Source organism: Kitasatospora cineracea, assembly GCF_003751605.1.
Taxonomy (GTDB): domain Bacteria; phylum Actinomycetota; class Actinomycetes; order Streptomycetales; family Streptomycetaceae; genus Kitasatospora; species Kitasatospora cineracea.
In genome coordinates, this window is sequence record NZ_RJVJ01000001.1 from 3,574,215 (window position 1) to 3,595,605 (window position 21,391).

Annotated in this window: 14 protein-coding genes and 3 pseudogenes; 10 read left to right on the top strand and 7 right to left on the bottom strand. The window is 72.7% G+C overall.

Annotated elements, in window-relative coordinates:
- Positions 1-96: 96 nt before the first annotated feature.
- A pseudogene (locus EDD39_RS16245) lies at positions 97-189 on the bottom strand (transposase); the annotation flags it as partial.
- Positions 190-449: 260 nt separating this feature from the next.
- Between EDD39_RS16245 and EDD39_RS16250 the strand changes: the two are divergent.
- Positions 450-1,691 carry an RNA-guided endonuclease InsQ/TnpB family protein gene (locus EDD39_RS16250; protein ID WP_123556753.1) on the top strand — a complete coding sequence of 414 codons (1,242 nt, stop codon included), beginning with the start codon at positions 450-452 and terminating at the stop codon, positions 1,689-1,691.
- Between the two features lie 17 nt (positions 1,692-1,708).
- Positions 1,709-2,014: pseudogene (locus tag EDD39_RS16255) on the top strand (nuclear transport factor 2 family protein); the annotation flags it as partial.
- A 125-nt stretch (positions 2,015-2,139) separates the two neighbouring features.
- Here the strand turns inward: EDD39_RS16255 and EDD39_RS16260 are convergent.
- The 3 genes from EDD39_RS16260 to EDD39_RS40945 all read right to left on the bottom strand — a co-directional run bounded on the left by EDD39_RS16260 (position 2,140) and on the right by EDD39_RS40945 (position 8,350).
- Positions 2,140-4,563, bottom strand: a complete 2,424-nt coding sequence (locus tag EDD39_RS16260) for an ArnT family glycosyltransferase (protein WP_123556755.1) — start codon at positions 4,561-4,563, stop codon at positions 2,140-2,142.
- A 113-nt stretch (positions 4,564-4,676) separates the two neighbouring features.
- Positions 4,677-5,825 (bottom strand): alpha/beta hydrolase, encoded by a 1,149-nt coding sequence (locus EDD39_RS16265; protein WP_123556757.1) that lies wholly within the window; start codon positions 5,823-5,825, stop codon positions 4,677-4,679.
- A 200-nt stretch (positions 5,826-6,025) separates the two neighbouring features.
- The gene (locus EDD39_RS40945) at positions 6,026-8,350 is read right to left on the bottom strand and encodes a glycosyl hydrolase family 18 protein (protein ID WP_162870042.1); all 2,325 of its coding nucleotides are present in this window, start codon (positions 8,348-8,350) and stop codon (positions 6,026-6,028) included.
- Between the two features lie 310 nt (positions 8,351-8,660).
- On the opposite strand from EDD39_RS40945, the gene nicT reads away from it, so the two are divergent.
- The 3 genes from nicT to EDD39_RS16285 all read left to right on the top strand — a co-directional run bounded on the left by nicT (position 8,661) and on the right by EDD39_RS16285 (position 14,321).
- Positions 8,661-9,752, top strand: a complete 1,092-nt coding sequence (gene nicT, locus EDD39_RS16275; RefSeq protein ID WP_123556759.1) for a Nickel transporter NicT — start codon at positions 8,661-8,663, stop codon at positions 9,750-9,752.
- 305 nt (positions 9,753-10,057) lie between these two features.
- A complete protein-coding gene (locus EDD39_RS16280; RefSeq protein WP_123556761.1) occupies positions 10,058-12,502 on the top strand; it encodes an endonuclease/exonuclease/phosphatase family protein in 2,445 nt (814 codons plus the stop codon).
- Between the two features lie 160 nt (positions 12,503-12,662).
- A complete protein-coding gene (locus tag EDD39_RS16285; protein WP_123556763.1) occupies positions 12,663-14,321 on the top strand; it encodes an FAD-binding dehydrogenase in 1,659 nt (552 codons plus the stop codon).
- Between the two features lie 56 nt (positions 14,322-14,377).
- Here the strand turns inward: EDD39_RS16285 and EDD39_RS16290 are convergent, their stop codons facing one another.
- The gene (locus EDD39_RS16290; RefSeq protein ID WP_123556765.1) at positions 14,378-14,881 is read right to left on the bottom strand and encodes a DinB family protein; all 504 of its coding nucleotides are present in this window, start codon (positions 14,879-14,881) and stop codon (positions 14,378-14,380) included.
- A 193-nt stretch (positions 14,882-15,074) separates the two neighbouring features.
- Here EDD39_RS16290 and EDD39_RS16295 point away from each other — a divergent pair, with 193 nt between their 5' ends.
- The 3 genes from EDD39_RS16295 (at position 15,075) to EDD39_RS16305 (ending at position 18,018) form a co-directional block, all read left to right on the top strand.
- Positions 15,075-15,839 (top strand): aminotransferase class IV, encoded by a 765-nt coding sequence (locus EDD39_RS16295; protein ID WP_123556768.1) that lies wholly within the window; start codon positions 15,075-15,077, stop codon positions 15,837-15,839.
- Positions 15,840-15,999: 160 nt separating this feature from the next.
- Positions 16,000-17,616, top strand: coding sequence for a purple acid phosphatase family protein (locus tag EDD39_RS16300; RefSeq protein WP_123556770.1), 1,617 nt, complete (start codon positions 16,000-16,002; stop codon positions 17,614-17,616).
- A gap of 69 nt (positions 17,617-17,685) precedes the next feature.
- A complete protein-coding gene (locus EDD39_RS16305; protein ID WP_123556772.1) occupies positions 17,686-18,018 on the top strand; it encodes a YnfA family protein in 333 nt (110 codons plus the stop codon).
- Between the two features lie 15 nt (positions 18,019-18,033).
- Here the strand turns inward: EDD39_RS16305 and EDD39_RS38985 are convergent, their stop codons facing one another.
- On the bottom strand, positions 18,034-18,522 hold the full coding sequence (locus EDD39_RS38985) for a hypothetical protein (protein WP_148089457.1): 489 nt from the start codon (positions 18,520-18,522) through the stop codon (positions 18,034-18,036).
- A 357-nt stretch (positions 18,523-18,879) separates the two neighbouring features.
- Between EDD39_RS38985 and EDD39_RS16320 the strand changes: the two genes are divergently transcribed.
- Positions 18,880-19,665, top strand: coding sequence for a DUF6215 domain-containing protein (locus tag EDD39_RS16320; protein ID WP_162870043.1), 786 nt, complete (start codon positions 18,880-18,882; stop codon positions 19,663-19,665).
- Between the two features lie 26 nt (positions 19,666-19,691).
- Here EDD39_RS16320 and EDD39_RS16325 read toward each other — a convergent pair whose 3' ends face one another.
- Positions 19,692-20,903, bottom strand: coding sequence for a pyridoxal phosphate-dependent aminotransferase (locus tag EDD39_RS16325; protein ID WP_123556781.1), 1,212 nt, complete (start codon positions 20,901-20,903; stop codon positions 19,692-19,694).
- Positions 20,904-21,002: 99 nt separating this feature from the next.
- Between EDD39_RS16325 and EDD39_RS16330 the strand changes: the two are divergent.
- Positions 21,003-21,356 (top strand): annotated as a pseudogene (locus EDD39_RS16330) (winged helix-turn-helix transcriptional regulator); the annotation flags it as partial.
- Between the last annotated feature and the right edge of the window lie 35 nt (positions 21,357-21,391).

Consider the following 21,391-nt stretch of genomic DNA (forward strand, 5'->3'; position numbering starts at 1 on the left):
GCCGGGCTTCGGTCCGGTGGTGGAGCGGTTCTGGGCCCTGTTCTGACGTCGGTAGTGGGTGTCCTCCCGCGCTGTGGACGGTGTCCACCGCGGGCGTCAGGTCGGGCGGTTCTGCTGCTCGATGTACTGGCGTACCACCGACAGGGGTGCGCCGCCGACGGAGCCGGCGAAGTACGAGCCGGACCAGAGCCGCTGTGCCCGCCAGTAGTGCTTGACCGGGGTGGCCTTGGGGGGCGAGCGGATGGATGCGGTCGCCCTCCCCGTTGGACTCGCAGGGTCGGCGCGGAGTCGGCGCGGATGCTCCGCGTGGTCTCTTCGAGCCGGCTCAGGTGGCGGTCGGCGGACATTTTGTGGCGGTATTCCGTCATGAAGGCCCAGTGTGTGGGCGGGTGTCGACCGTTCGGGTCGTTGTGGCGTCCGGCCGTGGGTCGGGGGGCTACGGTGCGGTTGTGCAGCTCAGGTACTCCTTCCGCGTCTACCCGACGACGGGTCAGCGGGCGGCGCTGGCGAGGGCGTTCGGGTGCGCGCGGGTGGTGTACAACGACGCTTTGCGTGCCCGGGAGGACGCCCGTTCGGCGGGGCTGCCGTTCCCGAAGGCGGGGGACCTGTCGAAGGCGCTGATCACCGGGGCGAAGAAGACCCCGGAACGCGCCTGGCTCGGCGAGGTGTCGGCCGTGGTGCTCCAGCAGTCCCTGCGGGACCTGGACGCCGCGTACCGGAACTTCTTCGACGGGCTGAAGGGCAGGCGTCCGCGCATGGGGGTGCCGCGGTTCAAGTCGCGCAAGGACACCCGGCAGGTCGTGCGCTTCACCGCCAACGCCCGCTGGAGGATCACCCCGGGCGGGAAGCTGTCCCTGCCGAAGATCGGTGACCTGACGGTGAAGTGGTCGCGCACGCTGCCCTCGACGCCGTCCACGGTGACGGTGGTCAAGGACAGTGCGGGCCGGTACTTCGCAAGCTTCATCGTGGAGACCGACCCCGCCGCCGACCTGGCCCGCATGCCCGACACCGACCATGTGGTCGGCATCGACCTGGGGCTTGCGCACTTCGCGGTCCTGTCCGACGGCACGAAGACCGACAGCCCGCGTTTCCTGCGCCGCGCCGAGAAGAAGCTCAAGAAGGCCCAGCGCGCCCTGTCCCGCAAGGAGAAGGGGAGCAGGAACCGGGAGAAGGCCCGTTGCAAGGTCGCCCGTGCTCACGCGCAAGTGGCCGACGCGCGGCGTGAGTTCCACCACCGGCTCTCCACGAAGGTCGTCCGCGAGAACCAGGCGGTGGCCGTGGAGGCGCTGTCGGTGAAGGGGCTCGCGCGTACGCGCATGGCCAAGTCGGTGTACGACGCCGGGTGGTCGGCGTTCGTGGCCGTGCTGGAGTACAAGGCCGCGCGCTACGGGCGGCGGTTCGTCCGGATCGGCCGCTTCGAGCCCACCAGCCAGGTGTGCTCGAACTGCGGCGTCAAGGACGGCCCCAAGCCCTTGCACGTCCGGATGTGGACGTGTGGGGCGTGCGGGGCCGTCCTGGACCGGGACGTCAACGCGGCGGTCAACGTCGCCAAGGCCGCCGGACTGGCGGTGACAGCCTGTGGAGCGCAGGTCAGACGGACACCCGTGCCCGCACCGCGCAGCGAAGCAGGAACCCACCCGAAGCGACCCACACTGCCGGTGTGGGAGCAGGCGGGAATCCCTGGCCCCTAGGCCAGGGAGGATGTCAAGTGACGGCTCTGCTCTCCCGGGCCCTGACCTCGGACGTGGTCTTCTGGGGGCCGCTGGGACGCAGCGAGGGGATCGCGGCGGTCGAGCGGTTCGTGCTGGACATCCGGCACCACCCGGCGGGGACCGGCACGATGGCGCGCTGCTCGGAGGTGGACGTGCCCGACGAGTGGGCCCGGTACCGGTGGGTCTTCGCCACGCCGGACGGGGGTCCCCGCCTGGTGGGGACGGACGTGGTCCATCTGCGCCGGAGCCTCATCGACCAGGTCGTCGTCTTCGCGGGGGAGATCGAACCGCTCGCCCCCTGAGCCGTCCCCGCGGTGCCGCTCACCGCGCCGGGGAGCCGACGGGCCCGAGGCCGTCCGGACTCCCCGGGGGGTGGGGAGTCCGGACGGCCTCGGGGGCTTTCCGGGGCGGGCGCGCCGGTCTCCGGTCAGAGGCCGGGGGACTTGGGCGCCGCGGTCAGGTCGTACAGGGTGGTGCTGCCGACGGTCTTGGCGGTGTAGGTGGACTCCACCCAGGAGGTGATCTCCGAGGAGTAGTTGGAGCCGCCCATGCTGCCGCCGCCCATGCCGCCCATGCCGCCGCCGCCGATGAACCAGTGCACCTTGCCCTCCTTGACCAGCTGCTTGAAGCCGTCCAGGGAGAGCGACGGGTCGCTGCCGTTGAAGCCGCCCAGCGCCATCACCGGCTCGCCGCTGGCGAGTTGGTAGCTGGCCTGGTTCTGCGAGCCGACGGCGGCCGCGACCCAGGTGTACTGGCCGGCGTCCTGCTTGAGCAGGTCGGCCACCTCGGAGGAGACCCGGGCGCCGTTCAGCAGGCCGCCCATGCCGCCGCCGCCCATGCCGCCTCCCGTGCCGCCGAAGCCGCCGCGGCCGGTGCGGCCGTCCCGGCTCTCGCCGGTGCTGCCGGTGCCGGTGCCGCCGGGGAAGCCCGGGAAGGTGCCGGTGCTGCCGGTGCCGGTGCCGTTCCGGGTGCCGCCGGGGAAGTTCGGCATGCTGCCGCCGTTGGTGCTGCCGCCGGTGCCGCCGCCGGTGCCGCCGCCGGGGAAGCCCGGGAAGGTGCCGTTCTGGCCGCCGTTGCGGTTGCCGCCGGGGAAGCCGCCTCCGCCGCCCGGGAAGCCGCCCCGGCCGCCGAAGCCGCCGCTCTGGACGGCCGGTCCGGCGGTGACGATGGAGCCGCTGTGGCCGGTGGAGACGGTGTCGAGGGCGTACGCGGCCGGGCCGGCCAGGCCGGCGGCCAGTGCGGTGAGGCCCGCGACGGTGGCGATCCGGCGGCCGGGGCGGCCGGGGATGCGGCCGGCCAGCAGCAGGGCGATCGCGGCCAGGACGCCGCCGATCAGCACCGCGTTCCGCAGCCAGGGCACGAACTGCGAGCTGCGGCCCAGCAGTTGGTGCGCCCACCAGGCGGTGACGGCGACCGTGACGGCCAGCACGGCCGCGTACGGGAGGCGGTGGCGGGCCCGCCACAGGCCGTCGGCGCCCATGCCGACCAGGGCGGCGACCGCCGGGACGAGGGCCACCGTGTAGTACTGGTGGAAGATGCCGGACATGAAGCTGAAGGTCAGCGCGGTGGAGAGCAGCCAGCCGCCCCAGACCAGGAAGCCGATCCGGGCCGAGTCGGTGCGCGGGTGGCGGCGGGTCGCCCACAGGCCGAAGAGCAGCAGGATCAGCGCGGCGGGCATCAGCCAGGCGATCTGCCCGCCGATGTCGCCGTCGAACAGCCGGGTGATGCCGGTGGAACCCCACATGCCACCGCCACCGCCGCCCGTCCGGCCGCCACCGCCGCCGCCGCCGACCGAGCCGGTCTCGTCGCCGGTGATCCGGCCGAAGCCGTTGTAGCCGAAGGTCAGCGAGAGGAAGGAGTTGTCCTGCGAGCCGCCGATGTACGGGCGGGCCGAGGCCGGCATCAGCTCGACGACCGCCACCCACCAGCCGCCGGCCGCCACCATCGCGAGGGTGCCGTACAGCAGTTGGAGGAAGCGCCGGCGCAGACCGGTGGGCGCGCAGACCAGGTAGACCAGGGCGAACGCGGGCAGCACCAGGAACGCCTGCAGGGTCTTGGTGAGGAAACCCAGGCCGAACATCACGCCGACGAACACCAGCCAGCGGGTGGAGGCCGTCTCGGTGGCCCGGACGGTGCCGTACGCGGCCAGGGTGAGCAGCAACACCAGCAGCGCGTCCGGGTTGTTGAAGCGGAACATCAGCGCCGCGACGGGGGTGAGCGCCAGCGCGGCGCCCGCGACCAGGCCGGCCAGCGGGGTGAAGCGGCGGCGCACCGTCGCGTACACGGTGGCGACCGTGCCGACGCCCATCAGCACCTGCGGGGCCAGCACGCTGAACGAGCTGAGGCCGAACAGGCGGGCGGAGAGCGCCATCGGCCACAGCGACAGCGGCGGCTTGTCGACGGTGATGAAGTTCGCCGAGTCCGAGGAGCCGAAGAACATCGCCTTCCAGCTGACCGAGCCGGCCTGCACGGCGGCCGAGTAGAAGGCGTTCGCCCAGCCGGAGGCGGTCAGGTTCCAGAAGTACAGGACGGCCGTCGCCAGCAGCAGGCCGAGGAACGCCGGACGCACCCAGCGCGGGTCGTCCTCGCGCCCCCGCCAGGTGCGGGCGGGCAGGGTGCGCAGCCGGCCGGCCCGGGAGGCCCGGCCCCCGGGGCCGGCGGGGGGCGGCGCGACGGGCGGGAACAGCGTCTCAGCGGGCCGCTCGCGTTCGGCCCCGGCGGGCGGGAGCGGCGCCGCGTCGGGCCAGGCGGTCGGCCCGGCTGCGGCGTCGGCCGCGACCGCCGGTGGCGGGTAGTTCGCGGCCTCGGGCCACGGCTCGCTGGTCGGAGGAACGGAACTGGACGTGGTCATGGGCAATACGCTCGGAGGCGAGGCTGAGAGGTTGATGAGAGGGGGCTATGAGGCCGCTCTAATCTCCGGGCGTCCGGGTGGACCTGCGCCGCCGCGCGCGCCCTGACGGTGCGTCAGCCGGCGGCGGGGGCGGCCGTGGGGGCCGGGGTGGGCGGGGCGAGGCGGGTGCCGAGCCAGGTGAGGGCCGGGGGGATCTCGCGGGTCCAGGTGTGGAAGTTGTGGCCGCCGCTGTCCAGGGTGATGGTGGACACCCGGGTCGGGGCCTTGAACGCGGCGACCATCTGCTGGGTGGGCTGGTAGTTCTCCTCGTTGCGGCTGGTGGCCAGCAGCAGCGAGACCGGCGGGGCGGGGTGGTTGCGCAGCCGCCACAGCAGGTCGTTGTCCTGCTTGACCTGGTCGCTGCCGCCGAACAGGTCGCCGGTGGTGGGGTCGTTGTGCACCTCGTAGTAGCCGGACAGCGAGATCGCCGACCGGTACGCGTCGGGCTTGCGCACCGCGAACTTGACGGCGCAGTAGCCGCCGGTGGAGTCGCCGATCACGGCCCGCGACTCGGGCCGGTCGTCGACCCGGTAGGAGGCGGACATCGCCTTCGGCAGGTCCTCGGTGAAGAAGGTCTCCACCTGCGGGCCGTTCGGGACGTCCATGCACTCGGTGTCGCGGTTGCCGACCAGGGTGGGCCGCATCATCACCAGCACGGTGGGCGGCAGTTCCTCGGCCTCGATGGCCTTCAGGGTGGACGCCGGGTACTGCAGCAGCGAGATCAGCTTCTCCGGGGTGCCCGGGTAGCCGGACAGCGCCAGCACCATCGGGAAGCGGCTGTTCGCGTAGGCGGGCTGGAAGTACTGCGGCGGCAGGTAGACGTACGCGGGGGTGCCGGTCAGGCCGGTGCCGGTGCCGTGGATCTCCACCTTCTGGATCACCCCGGAGCGGTCCTGGGCGGAGCCCTGCGCGGAGTACATCTTCTGCTCGCCGGTCACCGAGACGGCCTTGCCGCCGGGCTGGTGGTCGACCACGGTGCCGGGGCTGCCGTCCAGGCCGAGCAGGTCGCTCCAGGTCGAGTAGAAGCCGAAGTACGAGTTGGCGACCAGTCCCATGGCGACCAGCACCGCGACCTGGGTGCCGAGGAACGCCCCGATCCGGCCGAGCCAGGACCGCCAGCCCCGCCCGCCGAGCCGGGGCCACAGCCACATGGTGGCGGCGAACGCGGCGACGGCCGCCAGGACGGCGATGATCTGCAGCGGGAGTCCGGTCAGGCTGGGCACCCGATGATCGTAAGGTACGCCTTCACGAAGCTCACAGTCGGCTCCCAGCAGGTTCACGGTTTGGCCAAGGCGGCCCCAAGCGCACCCCAACCCACCTGCGGCGCGGGCCTGTCAGGAACGCCGGCGGCGGGGGCCCGGGACGGGCGGCGGCCCGCCGCACCCATGGGGAAGGTGCGGCGGGCCGCCGGTCCGGGGAGGGGTCAGCCCAGGCTGGTGGAGATGGTGTTGAGCAGGGTGGAGTTGTCGTCGTCGTTCTCCAGGGCGAAGGCGAACATGCCGCCCAGGCCCTTGTTCTTCGCGTACGCGGCGCGGGCCTGGATGGCCTTCGGGTCGTCGCCGGTCCAGAAGTTGGTGCCGTCGTAGACCCAGGTGCTCTCGGTCACCGGGTCCCAGTGGGTGTTCTGGGCGGTGAGGGCGAGCTCGCGCCAGCTGGCCAGGCCGGCCTCCTGGCTGCCGGGCTTGGCCGGGGTGGCGCCGGTGGCCTTCTGGTACAGGCCGTAGTTGCTGCCGGCCTGGACGCCGGTCCAGCCGCGGAAGTAGAACGGGATGCCGAGGATGATCTTGTTGGACGGGAAGCCGCCCTTGATCCCGTACTCGGGCAGGCCGGTGGTGTACGCGGCCAGCGTGGTGTCCACGTTGTACTTGGCGGTGCCGGGGGCGATCGGCGTGGTCGGGTCGGCCGGGCTGTCGTGCAGCGGGTCCTGGAGGTTGGTCGGACCGGTGGCGTCCCACGAGCCGTGCATGTCGTACGTCATGATGTCGGCGTAGTCCAGGTACTTGCCGATCTGGTCGGTCTCGATGTACTGGATCTTGTCCTGGCCGGACGGCAGCGCCGCGGTGAGCAGGAACTTCTTGCCGACGCTCGCGCCGTACGAGTCGAGCTGGCTGCGGAACTCGGCGAGCAGCGCGGTGAAGTTCTGCTTGTCGGCCGCGGAGTAGTGGTTGCCGGTGTGGCCGCCGGCCGAGCCCGGGTACTCCCAGTCGATGTCGATGCCGTCGAAGATGCCCGCGCCGGTGGCCGCGCCGCCGGAGGCGTCACCCGCCACGCCCGTCGGCAGGTTGCCCTTGAGGAACATGTCGATGCAGGAGGAGACCAGCTTCTTGCGCGAGGCGTCGGTGGCCGCCGCGTCGGAGAAGTACTTGGAGTACGTCCAGCCGCCCAGCGAGAGGGTGACCCGCAGGTTGGGGTTCTTCGCCTTGAGCTGGCGCAGCTGGTTGAAGTTGCCCTTCAGCGGCTGCTGCCAGTCGTCGGCCGAGCCGTCGACCGAGATGGCGTTCGAGTAGTCCATCTGGTAGTCGGCGTACGCGTCGGCCGCGCCGTCGCCCGCGTTCGGGTTGTCCTCGTGGCCGGCGTCGGACGCCTTGACCGCCTCGAAGCAGTTGAGGTTGGTCGGGTGGATGTTCTCGAACGCGTAGGAGATCACGTCGAGCTTGGCGGCCGCGCCCGAGGTGTCCACGTTCTTCGGATAGTAGGCGGCGTCGTAGACCGACCACTGGTCGAAGTAGGCCGACTTGAGCGGCTTGGCGGCGGGTGCGGCGGAGGTGGTGGCGCTCACCGCGGCGGACTGCTGGGAGGCGTGTCCGGCCTTGTCGTACGCCTGCACGGTGAAGGTGTACGAGGTGTTCGGCAGCAGCGAGGAGACGGCGACGGTGGTGCCCATCGAGGTGCCGACCAGCTGGCCCTTCGACCACACCTTGTAGCCGACGTAGTTGTCGGTGGAGTCGGTCGAGGCGTTCCACTTCAGCACCACCGCGTTCGAGGTGGCCTTGGTGACCGCCACCCCGCCCGGCACGGTGATCTTGCCGTCACCCGACGGGCCGTTGCCGGTGCCAGAGCTGGAGCTCGCGGACGGCGACGGGGAGGTCGAGTTCGACGGGCTGGGGGAGGCGGAGTTCGACGGGCTCGGCGAGGCCGAGGTCGAGCCGGACGGGCTCGGCGAGGCGCTGGTGCTGGTGGAGGGGGACGGGCTGGAGCTGCCGCCGCCCGGGCCGGTCAGGGTCAGGTCGTCCGCCTGGTAGGCGCCGGTGCCGTACCAGCCGTGGGTGAACACCGTCACCGAGGTGGTCGACGCGCCGGTGGTGAAGGTGGTGCTCAGCTGGGTGTAGTTGGCGGCGCCGGGCGTCCAGGTGGAGGCGTTGACGCCGGTGCCGGTGGCGCCCAGGTACACGTAGCTGCCCTTGAGGAAGCCGGAGAGGGTGTACTTGGTGTTCGGCTGGACGGTGACGGTCTGCTGGCACTGGCCGGTGTCCGAGGCGGTGGCGTTGCCGTTCAGGGCGTAGGAGCCGCCGTGCACGGGGGTGGTGACCACCGAGCCGCCGGTGCAGGTCCAGCCGCTCAGCGTGCCGGACTCGAAGTCGCCGTTGGCGAGCAGGTTGACGGTGGCCGCCGAGGCGGAACCGAGCGAGAGCGCGAGCGCGGTGGAACCGACCGTCATCGCGGCGGCCACCACGAGGGCGCCGGCGCGGCGGCGGGAGGGGGCCCGGCGCGGGGTCGGTTCGGTGGTGGGCGTGGCCCGTTCGAGCATGGAGGAACCTCCGGAGAAGTGGGGTTGTCCGGTAGGTGCGGCGGCCGTGGGGACCAGGTGGGAGCCTGCGCGCCTGGGGTGAGCGCGTCACCTAGATTGGACTGGACCATTCGTCCGGGTCAAGGATTTCGGCCCACGAACCGTCAGGAACCTTTCCGATCAGTCCTTCTGCGGGGGCGTCCCGGGAGCGCGAGTGGCGCCGTTGTGCGCCCCTGGCTCGTAGTTGCACATGACTTGCAATTACGAGCGGATAAAAGGAAGGATGGCCCAGCTCACCGCCCCCGCGGCACCCTGTTCGGAAGGAAGTCCCATGGCAGCGCCCAGCCGTCTGCGCGACCGGCTCACCCGGGAGGAGTGGCTCCGGCTCGCCGGGATGGGCGGGTTCGTCCTGCTCCTGCACGTGGTGGGCTGGGTCACCCTGCTCGCGGTGATCGCCCCGAGGCACTACGACGTGGGCGGCCAGGTGTTCGGCGCCGGGATGGGCCTCACCGCGTACACCCTGGGCATGCGGCACGCCTTCGACGCCGACCACATCGCGGCGATCGACAACACCACCCGCAAGCTGATGGGCCAGGGCAAGCGCCCGCTCTCGGTGGGCTTCTGGTTCTCGCTCGGCCACTCGTCGATCGTGTTCGCGCTGTGCGCGCTGCTGGCGTTCGGGATCCGCTCGCTGGCCGGGCAGGTGGAGTCGGACGACTCGACGCTGCACCAGGCCACCGGCCTGATCGGGGTCAGCGTCTCCGGCACCTTCCTGGTGCTGATCGGCCTGATCAACCTGGGCGCGTTCAACGGCATCCTCAAGGTGTTCCGCAAGATGCGCCGGGGCGAGTTCGACGAGGCCGAGCTGGAGCGCCAGTTGGACAGGCGCGGCTTCCTGAACCGGATCCTCGGCCGGGTCACCCGGGCGGTCACCAAGCCCTGGCACATGTACCCGGTGGGCCTGCTGTTCGGCCTCGGCTTCGACACCGCCACCGAGGTCTCGCTGCTGGTGCTGGCGGGCGGCGCGGCCGCGTTCGCACTGCCCTGGTACGCGCTGCTGGTGTTGCCGATCCTGTTCGCGGCCGGCATGAGCCTGCTCGACACCATCGACGGCTCGTTCATGAACTTCGCCTACGAGTGGGCGTTCTCCAAGCCGGTCCGGAAGATCTACTACAACCTGACGGTGACCGGCCTGTCGGTGGTGGTGGCGCTGGTGATCGGCGTGATCGAACTGGTCGGGCTGCTCTCCGAGAAGCTGGACATCACCGGCGGCCCGATCGGCTGGATCGGCTCGCTGGACCTCAACCTGGTCGGCTACGTGATCGTCGGCCTGTTCGTGGTCACCTGGGCCGGGGCGCTGGCGTTCTGGAAGTTCGGCCGGGTCGAGCAGAAGTGGGGCGCGGGGCTGCGCGAGCAGTCGTAGCGCGGCGGCCGCCGACGGCCGTCGTCCGCGGCGCGAGCAGGAGGAGGGGTGCCCGTCCGGGCGCCCCTTCCGGCGTTCCCGGGGCGGGAGGTCTGCGCAGGTGGGGAACTGTTCACGTCCGCACCCTTGTCGCGTCAACTTCTACGCGCGTATCTTCTGGAACCGGATCTACGCGAGTAGCCCGACAGGGCCCGTCCGGCTGTCCGGACCGGCCCTGGCCGACAGCCTTCTGACGAACCCTCACCACCCGGAGCGCCCCGGCGGCGCCCCGGGCTTCGGTCCTGCCGTGAAGGAGCCCCGCAACGGTGCCCAGCCCCACTCCCGTCCGCCGTTCCCGCCGCACCCTGCTGCGCGTCACCGCGACGGCCGCGGTCGCCGCGTCCCTGCTGGCCGTCCCGCTGCCGGGCGCGTCCGCCGCGCCGTCCACCGGCGCGGTGATCGCCGAGGTGTACGGCGGCGGCGGCAACTCCGGTGCGACGCTGAAGAACGACTTCATCGAGCTGGGCAACCCGTCCGGCGCGGCCTTCGGCCTGGCCGGCTACAGCGTGCAGTACCTGCCCGGCAGCCCGAGCGCCTCCAGCCAGTGGGGCGTCACCCCGCTGACCGGCTCGGTCGCCCCCGGCGGCCGCTACCTCGTCGCCGAGGCCGCGGGCACCGGCGGCACCACCGCCCTGCCCGCCGCCGACGCCACCGGCACCCTGGCGCTGTCGGCCACCAGCGGCACCGTCGCCCTGGTCGACGGCACCGCCGCGCTGACCTGCAAGACCGCCGCAGACTGCGCCGCCGACCCGCGGATCGTCGACCTGGCCGGCTTCGGCACCGCGGTGGTCCGCGAGGGCAGCGGCCCGGCCGCGGGCGCCTCCAACAGCGCCTCGGTGGCGCGCGGCGCCTCGCTCGCCGACACCGACGACAACGCCAAGGACCTCGCGGCCGGCGACCCGACGCCCACCAACACCAAGGGCGAGACCACCGGCGGCAGCACCACCCCCGGCGGCGGCGACGGCGGCACCACCCCGCCGGTGCCCGGCGCGCTGCGGATCCACGACATCCAGGGCACCACCCGGATCTCGCCGAAGAACGGACAGACCGTCACCAACGTGCCGGGCGTCGTCACCGGCGTGCGGGCGTACGGCACCAAGGGCTTCTGGATCCAGGACCCGAACCCGGACAACGACCCGGCCACCAGCGAGGGCGTGTTCGTCTACACCTCCGCCGCCCCGACCGTGAAGGTCGGCGACTCGGTGCTGGTCACCGCCAAGGTCAGCGAGTACTACCCGAACAGCTCCGGCGGCTCGCAGTCGATCACCGAACTGACCGGCCCCAAGACCACCGTGCTCTCCTCCGGCAACCCGGTGCCCGCGCCGGTCGTGCTGGACGGCGCGAACATCCCGGCCGCCTACGCCCCCGACGCGGCCGGCGGCTCGATCGACGCGCTGCCGCTGGACCCGTCGAAGTACGCCCTCGACCTCTACGAGTCGCTCGAGGGCATGAACGTCCAGGTCGCCGACGTGCCGGTGGTGCAGGCCACCGACAAGTACAACGAGCTGTGGGTGGACGCCCGTCCGGCCGACCCGCGGACCGACCGCGGCGGCGTGGTCTACCTCGGCTACGACAAGCCGAACAGCGGCCGGATCATGGTCCAGTCGCTGCCGCCGCTGACCGAGACGCCGTTCCCGGTCGCCAACGTCGGCGACGAGCTGACCGGCGCCACCGCCGGCCCGCTCGACTACAACCAGTTCGGCGGCTACACCATCGCCGCCAACACCCTGGGCGCCGTCCGGGACAACGGCCTGCAGCGCGAGGTCGCCGACCGGGCGCTGCCCAGCGAACTCTCCATCGCCACCTACAACGTGGAGAACCTCGACCCGAGCGACGGCCCGGCCAAGTTCGACGAGCTCGCCCAGGCCGTCGTCACCAACCTGCGCTCGCCCGACATCATCGCCCTGGAGGAGATCCAGGACGACAACGGCGCCGTCAACGACGGCACCGTGGACGCCTCGCTCACCGTCAAGACCTTCACCGACGCGATCAAGGCGGCCGGCGGCCCGTCCTACGACTGGCGCTCCATCGACCCGGTGGACGGCAAGGACGGCGGCGAGCCCGGCGGCAACATCCGCCAGGTGTTCCTGTTCAACCCCGACCGGGTCTCCTTCACCGACATCCCCGGCGGCACCTCCACCACCGCCGTGGACGTCACCGGCACCGGCAAGCGCACCGCGCTGACCGCCTCGCCCGGCCGGATCGCCCCGAACGACGAAGCCTGGAACTCCAGCCGCAAGCCGCTGGTCGGCCAGTTCAGCTTCCACAACAAGCCGGTCTTCGTGATCGCCAACCACTTCAACAGCAAGGGCGGCGACCAGGGCATCGACAGCCGCTTCCAGGCCCCGACCCGCTCCTCCGAGGTGCAGCGCGTCCAGCAGGCCACCCTGGAGCAGGCGTTCGTCGCCAAGCTGCTCGCGGCCGACCCCGGCGCCCGGATCGTCTCGCTCGGCGACTTCAACGACTACCAGTTCTCGCCCGCGCTGCAGACCCTCACCAAGGACGGCGTGCTGCGCGACCTGGTGAACGACCTGCCCGCCGACGAGCGCTACTCGTACGTCTACCAGGGCAACTCGCAGGTCCTCGACCACATCCTGGTCAGCGACGCGTTCAAGCGGCAGCACGTCCGCTACGACGTGGTGCACATCAACAGCGAGTTCGCCGCCCAGGCGTCCGACCACGACCCGCAGGTGGTCCGGGTCAAGCCCTGACGGCCCGCGGTTCCCGTAGTTCCCCGCAGCCCCCGTCCGGCCGTCCGCGCCGGGCGGGGGCCGCGGCGCGCCCACCGGAAGTTACCGGTGGGTTGACCGCGGGGCGCGCAGGCCGGAGGATCATGGCACCCCCGAGCCAGGTCTGGAAGGACGGCCCCGCATGGCCCACGACGCCGACGTCATCGTGATCGGAGCGGGCCTCGCCGGCCTGGCCGCCACCGCCGAACTCGCCGACGCCGGACGGAAGGTGCTGCTGCTCGACCAGGAGCCCGCCGGCTCGCTCGGCGGACAGGCGCACTGGTCCTTCGGCGGCCTGTTCCTGGTCGACTCGCCCGAACAGCGCCGGATGCGGATCAAGGACTCCCGCGACCTCGCCTGGCAGGACTGGCTCGGCACCGCCGGGTTCGACCGCGACGAGGACGCCTGGGCGCGCCGCTGGGCCGAGGCGTACGTCGACTTCGCGGCCGGCGAGAAGCGCGCCTGGCTGCACGCCCAGGGCGTCCGGCTGTTCCCGGTGGTCGGCTGGGCCGAACGCGGCGGACTGCTCGCCTCCGGGCCCGGCAACTCCGTCCCGCGCTTCCACATCACCTGGGGCACCGGCCCCGGCATCGTCGAGCCCTTCGCCCGCCGGGTCCGCGAGGCCGTCAGGGCCGGACTGGTCGAACTGCGCCCCCGGCACCGGGTCACCGGCCTCGCCGCCAGTGCCGGGACGCTCGACACCGTCACCGGCGAGGTGCTCGCCCCGTCCGCCGTGCAGCGCGGCGAGGCCAGCTCCCGCGAGGTCACCGGGCACTTCGAACTGCGCGCCCAGGCCGTGGTCGTGGCCTCCGGCGGCATCGGCGGCAACCACGACAAGGTCCGCGCCGCCTGGCCCGAGCGGCTCGGCACCCCGCCCGCCAAGCTGCTCTCCGGCGTCCCCGCGCACGTCGACGGCCTGATGCTGGACGTCGCGGGCGAGGCCGGCGGCCACCTGGTCAACGGCGACCGGATGTGGCACTACACCGAGGGCATCGAGAACTGGAACCCGATCTGGGCCAGGCACGGCATCCGGATCCTCCCCGGCCCGTCCTCGCTCTGGCTCGACGCCACCGGCAAGCGGCTGCCCGTCCCGCTCTTCCCCGGCTTCGACACCCTCGGCACCCTCGAACACATCATGCGCACCGGCCACCAGCACACCTGGTTCGTGCTCACCCAGAAGATCATCGAGAAGGAGTTCGCGCTCTCCGGCTCCGAACAGAACCCCGACCTCACCGGCCGCTCGATCCGCCAGGTCCTCGGCCGCGCCCTGCCCGGCGCCACCGGCCCGGTCGAGGCGTTCAAGCAGCACGGGCCGGACTTCGTGGTCGCCGACACCCTGGAGGAACTGGTGCGCGGCATGAACGAGCGGCAGGGCGACGCCCCCGCCATCGACGGCGCCGAGCTGCGCCGCGAGATCGAGGCCCGCGACCGCGAGATCGCCAACCCGTTCAGCAAGGACCTCCAGGTCACCGCCATCCACGGGGCCCGCCGCTACCTCGGCGACAAGCTGATCCGCACCGCGAGCCCGCACCGCCTGCTCGACCCCAAGGCCGGCCCGCTGATCGCCGTCCGGCTCAACATCCTCACCCGCAAGTCCCTCGGTGGCCTGCAGACCGACCTCGACTCCCGCGTCCTGCGCGCCGACGGCACCGTCCTGGACGGCCTCTACGCGGCCGGCGAGGCGGCGGGCTTCGGCGGCGGCGGCGTCCACGGCTACCGCTCCCTGGAGGGCACCTTCCTCGGCGGCTGCCTCTTCTCCGGCCGCACCGCCGGCCGGGCCGCGGCGGCCGCCACCGGCTGACCCGCGGCGGGGCCGGCGGGCCCGGCGGGGCGGGGCCGGCGGGTCGGCCGGGCGGCTCAGCGGCCGGTGGTGCCGTCGAGCTGTTCGCGCAGGATGTCGGCGTGGCCCGCGTGGCGGGTCGTCTCACCGGTCATGTGGGCCAGCACCCAGCGCAGCGAACGGGGTTCGCCGCGCACCACCGGGGTCGCGGTCGGGGCGTCCGGGCCGCCGGCGGCCCGGATGGCGGCGTCGCTGTCCGCGCAGGCCCGCCGGTAGTCGGCCAGCACCCGCTCGGCCGGGACGTCCGCCGGGACGGCCATGTCGAAGTCGACGTCCTCGTACTCGGCCAGGCCCGCCAGGTGGTAGCCGAACCAGTACCGCTCGGCCGCCGTCAGGTGCTGCACCAGCCCCAGCAGGTTCGTCCCGGTCGGCACCAGGACGCGGCGCAGCTGCTCCTCCGCCAGCCCCTCGGTCTTCTTCACCACGCACTCCCGGGCGAAGGCCAGGAAGGCGAGCGCGATGTCGAGTTCGCCGCCGTCGGCGAGGGGCACGGGGCGGCGCTGCGTTTCGAAGGTCGTCATGTCCGTGAACCTAGCCGGGCCCGGCGCCGGGGCGCACCGGGTTTCGGCGGCCGGCGCGGGAAGTCCCGGTGGAACCCCTGGTGGTCGGACGAAGTCGGGTGCGCGGCAGTGAGGATGCCGCATCCGGCCCGACCCGTCGAACGGCCCGGCCCCGGTGATCGTCGAGAATGGGGGCGTGAGCGGAGGAGTCGCGGTGGCGGAGTTGGACGGACGGCCGGTGTCGGCGGGGCAGTTGCAGGTGCTGGCGCTGACGAACTACGGGCACTTCACCACGATGGTGGTGGAGGACGGGCGGGTGCGGGGGCTGGGGTTGCACCTGGAGCGGTTGGAGCGGGACTGCGCGGCGCTGTTCGGGGTGGTGCCGGACCGGGAGCGGGTGCGGGAGTTCGCCCGGCGGGCGGTGCCGGGGGCGGGGGTGGTGGCGGTGCGGGTGACGCTGTTCGATCCGGCGATCGACCTGGGGAGCATCGGGGGGAAGGCGGAGCCGCGGGTGCTGGTGACGGCGCGTCCGGTGGGCAGCGGGGTGCCGGGGCCGATCCGGGTGCGGACGGTGCGGTTCGAGCGGGAGCTGCCGGAGGTGAAGAGCGTGGCGCTGTTCGGGGCGCTGCGGCAGCGGCGGCTGGCGCAGCAGGCGGGGTTCGACGACGCGCTGTTCGTGGACCGGGACGGCGGGGTGACCGAGGGCGGGACGTGGAACGTCGGGTTCCTGCGCGGGGGCGGGGTGCTGTGGCCGCGCGGGGCGTACCTGGCGGGGACGGCGATGGCGCTGCTGCGCGGGGCGTGCGGGGGCGCGGAGGAGCGGGTGGGGCCGGAACTGGCGGGGGTGGAGGCGGTGTTCGCCACCAACGCGGCGGTCGGGGTGCGGCCGGTGGCGGCGGTGGACGGGCGGGTGTTCGACACGGCGGGGGTGGCGCGGCTGCGGGAGGCGTACCTGGCGGTGCCGGGGGAGCGCTTGTAGCGGGACGGGGCCGGTGGGGGGCGTGAGGGCAGGCGGGGCCGGTCGCGGGGGCGGTTTTACCATCCCATGGTCTGATCATGTGCTGGGCCAGGCCGACACGATGACGGTCGTTCACCGACCATCCGGGCGGCGGCCACCGGCCGCTGACAGTCTCCCGCGCATGGATATCCCCAACATGGGCGTGCCCGCCCGGCTCGCCGCCCGCATGAGCATGGCGGAGCAGCACGAGTACCTGCGCAGCAAGCTGTCCCGCCGCACCCTGCTGCGCTCCGGCGCGGTCACGGTCGGCGCGCTGGCCGTCGGCGGGGCGACGGGTTCCGGCACGGCGTTCGCCGACCAGCCCGTGAAGTCCGCCACCGACGGGGTGACCGGTTCGCTGGTCGCGCCGATCGGCCGCCACCTGCAGTTCGGCGCCGACGCCGGCACCCAGATGCGGGTGTCCTGGCAGGTGCCGGCCGCGGTGAAGAAGCCGTTCCTGCGCTTCGGCCGCCACCCCTGGGACCTGAGCGGCAAGATCGAGGCCGAGGTGCGCGCGCTGCACACCCCGGCGCTGGTCGACGGCGCCACCCCGGTCGACCAGTACTACCTGCACGTGTCGCTGGACCACCTGCAGCCGGGCACCACCTACTACTACGGCGTCGGCCACGAGGGCTTCGACCCGGCCTCGCAGCAGGCCGTCTCGACCCTGAGGACCTTCACCACCGCGCCGTCCCGGCACGGCCGGCACAACCGCCCGTTCGAGCCGTTCACCTTCACCGCCTTCGGCGACCAGGGCGTCTCGACCCACGCGGCCGGCAACGACAACGTGATCCTGGCGCAGGACCCGGTGTTCCACCTGCACGCCGGCGACATCTGCTACGCCGACCCGATGGGCCAGGGCCTGGACAGCGACAAGTCCGCGTTCAACGCGCTGACCTGGGACGCCTTCCTGGCGCAGACCGAGCCGGTCTCCGCGAAGATCCCGTGGATGGTCTCCTACGGCAACCACGACATGGAGGCCTGGTACTCGCACAACGGGTACGGCGGCGCCGACACCCGCTTCACCCTGCCGGGCAACGGCCCGGACCCGCGCAAGGCCCCCGGCGTCTACTCCTTCACCTACGGCAACGTCGGCGTGATCTCGCTGGACGCCAACGACGTCTCGTACGAGATCCCGGTCAACTTCGGCCTCACCAACGGCCGGCAGACCCAGTGGCTGGAGCGCACCCTGCGCGAGCTGAGGGCCGACGAGTCGATCGACTTCATGGTGGTCTTCTTCCACCACTGCGCCTTCTCCACCACCCACCAGCACGCGTCCGAGGGCGGTGTCCGGGAGGCCTGGGTGCCGCTGTTCGAGAAGTACCGGGTGGACCTGGTCGTCAACGGCCACAACCACGTGTACGAGCGCACCGACGCGATCCTCGGCAACAAGGTCAGCAAGGCGGTGCCGAGCGGCGCGACGGTCGACCCGGTCAAGGACGGCGTGGTCTACGTGACCGCGGGCGCGGCCGGCCGCAGCCTGTACTACTTCGACGCCCCCGACACCTACGAGGGCCACGAGAACCACCAGGACGAGGTGGTCACCTTCCACTTCGAGAAGGGCGCCGTGAAGGTCCCCGAGACCGTCCAGTGGTCGCGGGTCCGCTACACCGGCTACTCCTTCATCAAGGTGGACGTCACCCCGGCGCACCGCGGCGCGAACACCACCATGGAGGTGACCGCGCTGGCCGAGAACGGCACCCGGATCGACCACTACTCGATCGTCCGCCGCGCGGGCCGCAGCGAGCACGGCCACTGACGCCGGGTCGGCGCCCGCCCCGGACCAGGTGCTGCCGGGTCCGGGGCGGGCGCCGTCTAGGGTGGGGCGGTGAGCACCGCCCGTTCGATCCTGCTGTTCGCGCTGGCCGCGGTCCTGGAGATCGGCGGCTGCTGGCTGGTCTGGCAGTCCGTCCGTGAGTCCCGCCCGTGGTGGCTGGCCGGGCTCGGCGTGGTCGCGCTGGGCCTGTACGGCTTCACCGCGGCCCTCCAGCCGGACGCCGACTTCGGCCGGGTGCTGGCCGCGTACGGCGGCGTGTTCGTGGCCGGGTCGCTGCTGTGGGGCGTCCTCCTGGACGGGTTCCGCCCCACCCGCTGGGACGTGCTCGGCACGCTGGTCTGCCTGGCCGGCGTCGGCGTGATCATGTACGGGCCGCGCCGGTAGGTCCTGTCCGGCCGGTCAGGACGCGATCCAGCGCCAGCCGTTCTTGTCCACGCAGACGATGGTCCGGCCGGAGGCGTCGGTGCCCGAGACGCCGTGGTCGGAGGCCCGGCAGAACTGGCCCGCCTTGTAGCAGTTGCCCGCGTTGGACAGCGGGTGGCAGCCCGCCGCCTGCTGGGTGTGCGTCGGCTCGGCGGGCGGCTTGCTGGTGGTGCGCGCCGCGGTGGGCGTGGCGGCGGGCTTGGTGGTGGCGGTCCTCGGCGCCTGGGTGGTCGCCGCGACGGTCGGCTCCGGCGTCGGGGTCGGCGTCGCTTCGGGCGTCTGCGTGGGCGTCGGTGTCGGGGTCGGCGTGGGGGAGGGGCTCGGCGCGGGGGCGCTGCTGCTGTGCGACGGCGCGACGGACGCGGGCGCGACCTGGTCGGTCGGCTCGCAGGCGGTGGCGAACAGCGCGGCGGCCAGCAGCGCGCCGGCCGCCGAGGCCCGGCGCAGGCGGAGGGAGAGGGACAAGAGGACTCATCTCGGAGGGACGGCTCGGGACGGGACGCCATCCTTCCGAGTGTGTGCGACCGGTGGACTTCGAGTGATGGCTTCGTTACCGATCGGCAATCGGAACGCCGCGCAGCACCCCCTCGACGCAAACCCGGACGTGCCGGCTCGGGTCCGCGCGCAGCCCGGCGATCAGCTTCCACCCCTCCGGAGTCCCCAGCGGTGCAAGCGACTTGACGGCCCGTGTGCGGACCGGCCCGGCACTCCGGAGAGCCGGCCGTCGAGGGGGTGACCGCGGCGCCGGCCTCCCCGACGGGAAAGCCCGGTGCGGGTTCGAACGGAAGTGCTGCATTCACCGGGCTTCAGGCGGGGAGGATCATGCGGGACTACGTGGCGGGGATCGGCCGGACGATCGCGGTGCGCGCGGTGGTGGGGACGTTCGTCCTGGTGGGCGGGCTGTTCTGGCACGCGGTGCAGGACCCGGGCGGACGGGCGGACGGGGCGCGGACCGAGGACGGCGGGCCCGCCGTGTGCCGCCCGATCCAGGAGGGCGAGCCGGCCGGCTACCCGGCGATGTGCGCCGCGCTGAACCGCCCCGGCCTGGCGGAGCTGGTCGGCGCCCCGGGCGAGCGCGTGGTGTCCGCCGGGGTCGGCTCCTACTCGCCGTGGGAGACCGGGGCGGCGCAGGTGCAGGTCGGCAAGGTGAAGGCCGCGGTGTCCGAGAGCCGCACCGTCCCGTACGACCTGCTGCTGGACAGCGCCCGGGTGAGCGCCCGCGAGGTGGCGCCGGTGGCCGGGCGGCCCGCGGTCGCCTACGCGGAGCAGCTGCACTGGATGACCGTCAACCTCGGTACCGGCGGCTCGGGTCCGGGCTCGGGCTCGGGTTCCGGCCGGGTCTCCGTGCCCCAGGGCGACCCCGGCACGGCGTACCACCTGATGGTGGCCCGGAACGCGGACGGCAGCGGCGGCTCCCTCGAAGTCTCCCTGTGGCGGGAGGACGGCGGTTTCGCGGACAGCGGCCTGCTGCCCGCGCTGGCCGAGAAGCTGATGGCCGACCTGGACGGCTGGAACGCGCCCCCGCTCCCGGCCGAGCCGGGACAGCCGACCCGCCCGCCCCGGCCCTCCCCGTCCCCGACCCCGTTCCGGCCGTTCGGCGGGCGCTGAGCCGGGGCCCGGGCCCGGGCCTCGCGCTACTGGCGGTAGGTGGCCAGGAAGCGGCCGATCCGGTTGATCGCGGTCTCCAGTTCGTCGGCGCGCGGGAGGGTGACGAAGCGGAAGTGGTCGGGGCGGGGCCAGTTGAAGCCGGTGCCCTGGACGATGTGGATCTTCTCGCGGAGCAGCAGGTCGAGGACGAAGCGCTCGTCGTCGACGATCCGGTGCACGGCGGGGTCGAGCTTGGCGAAGGCGTACAGGGCGCCCTTGGGCTTGACGCAGGAGACGCCGGGGATCTCGTTCAGGGCGCGCCAGGTGACGTCGCGCTGTTCGGTGAGCCGGCCGTTGGGCAGCACCAGGTCGTTGATGGACTGCCGGCCGCCGAGCGCGGCCTGCACGGCGTACTGGGCGGGCACGTTGGGGCACAGCCGCATCGCGGCCAGCATGGTGAGGCCCTCCAGGTAGTCCTTGGCGTGCTCCTTGGGGCCGGAGACCACCAGCCAGCCGCTGCGGAAGCCGGCCACCCGGTACGCCTTGGACAGGCCGTTGAAGGTGAGGGTGACCACGTCGTCGGCGAGGGCGGCGAGGCAGTGGTGCTCGGCGTCGTCGTAGAGGATCTTGTCGTAGATCTCGTCGGCGAAGACCAGCAGGTGGTGGCGGCGGGCCAGGTCGAGGATGCCCTCCAGCAGTTCCTTCGGGTAGACCGCGCCGGTCGGGTTGTTCGGGTTGATCACCACGATGGCCTTGGTGCGGTGGGTGATCTTGGCGGCGATGTCGTCCAGGTCCGGGTACCAGTCGGACTCCTCGTCGCACAGGTAGTGCACCGCCTTGCCGCCGGCGAACCGGACCACGGCCGTCCACAGCGGGAAGTCCGGCGCCGGGACGAGCACCTCGTCGCCGTCGTCCACCAGCGCCTGGACGGCCATCTGGATCAGCTCGGAGGCGCCGTTGCCCAGGTAGACGTCGTCCACGCCGACGCCCGGGACGCCGCGCTGCTGGTAGTACTGCACGACGGCGCGGCGGGCGGGGAGGATGCCGCGGGCGTCGGAGTAGCCGTGCGCGTTGGGCAGGTTGCGGATGATGTCCTGGAGGATCTCCTCCGGGGCCTCGAAGCCGAACGGGGCCGGGTTGCCGGTGTTCAGCCGCAGCACGCTGTGGCCGGCCTCCTCCAGCGCGTTGGCGGTGTCGACGACCGGGCCCCGGATCTCGTAGCACACGTCCTTCAGCTTGCTGGACTGGCGAAACTCCATCAGCGGCCTCCCGACCCGTCACCGAGCCCCTGCGGCCGGCTTGCTTCGTTCTACCAAGTGAGCACTTGGAAAGTCCAACCTATTGGCTATGCTGACGGCATGCCACGCCGAAGCTACGACCAGTACTGCGCCGTCGCCCGCGCCCTGGACGCGGTCGGGGAGCGCTGGAGCCTCCTGATCGTCCGTGAACTCCTCGGCGGACCGCGCCGCTACACCGACCTGCACGCCGACCTGCCCGGCGTCTCCACCGACATCCTCGCCACCCGGCTCAAGCAGCTGGAGGGCGAGGGCCTGGTCGAGCGCCGCCGCCTGGAGCGCCCCGCCAACGCCACCGTCTACGAACTCACCCCCCGCGGCGCCGACCTGCGCCCCGTCGTCGAGGCGCTCGCCCGCTGGGGCGGCCCCGACCTGGGCGAACCGCGGCCCACCGACGCCGTCCGTGCGCACTGGTACACCGCCGCCGACTGAACCCCGTCCCGCCTCCAACT

Coding starts and splice junctions, on each gene's coding strand:
- EDD39_RS16260 (WP_123556755.1), bottom strand. CDS start 4,563: ATGACCACGTCCAGTTCCGTTCCTCCGACCAGCGAGCCGTGGCCCGAG.
- EDD39_RS16285 (WP_123556763.1), top strand. CDS start 12,663: ATGGCCCACGACGCCGACGTCATCGTGATCGGAGCGGGCCTCGCCGGC.
- EDD39_RS16300 (WP_123556770.1), top strand. CDS start 16,000: ATGGATATCCCCAACATGGGCGTGCCCGCCCGGCTCGCCGCCCGCATG.
- EDD39_RS16325 (WP_123556781.1), bottom strand. CDS start 20,903: ATGGAGTTTCGCCAGTCCAGCAAGCTGAAGGACGTGTGCTACGAGATC.
- nicT (WP_123556759.1), top strand. CDS start 8,661: ATGGCAGCGCCCAGCCGTCTGCGCGACCGGCTCACCCGGGAGGAGTGG.
- EDD39_RS16320 (WP_162870043.1), top strand. CDS start 18,880: ATGCGGGACTACGTGGCGGGGATCGGCCGGACGATCGCGGTGCGCGCG.
- EDD39_RS16290 (WP_123556765.1), bottom strand. CDS start 14,881: ATGACGACCTTCGAAACGCAGCGCCGCCCCGTGCCCCTCGCCGACGGC.
- EDD39_RS40945 (WP_162870042.1), bottom strand. CDS start 8,350: ATGCTCGAACGGGCCACGCCCACCACCGAACCGACCCCGCGCCGGGCC.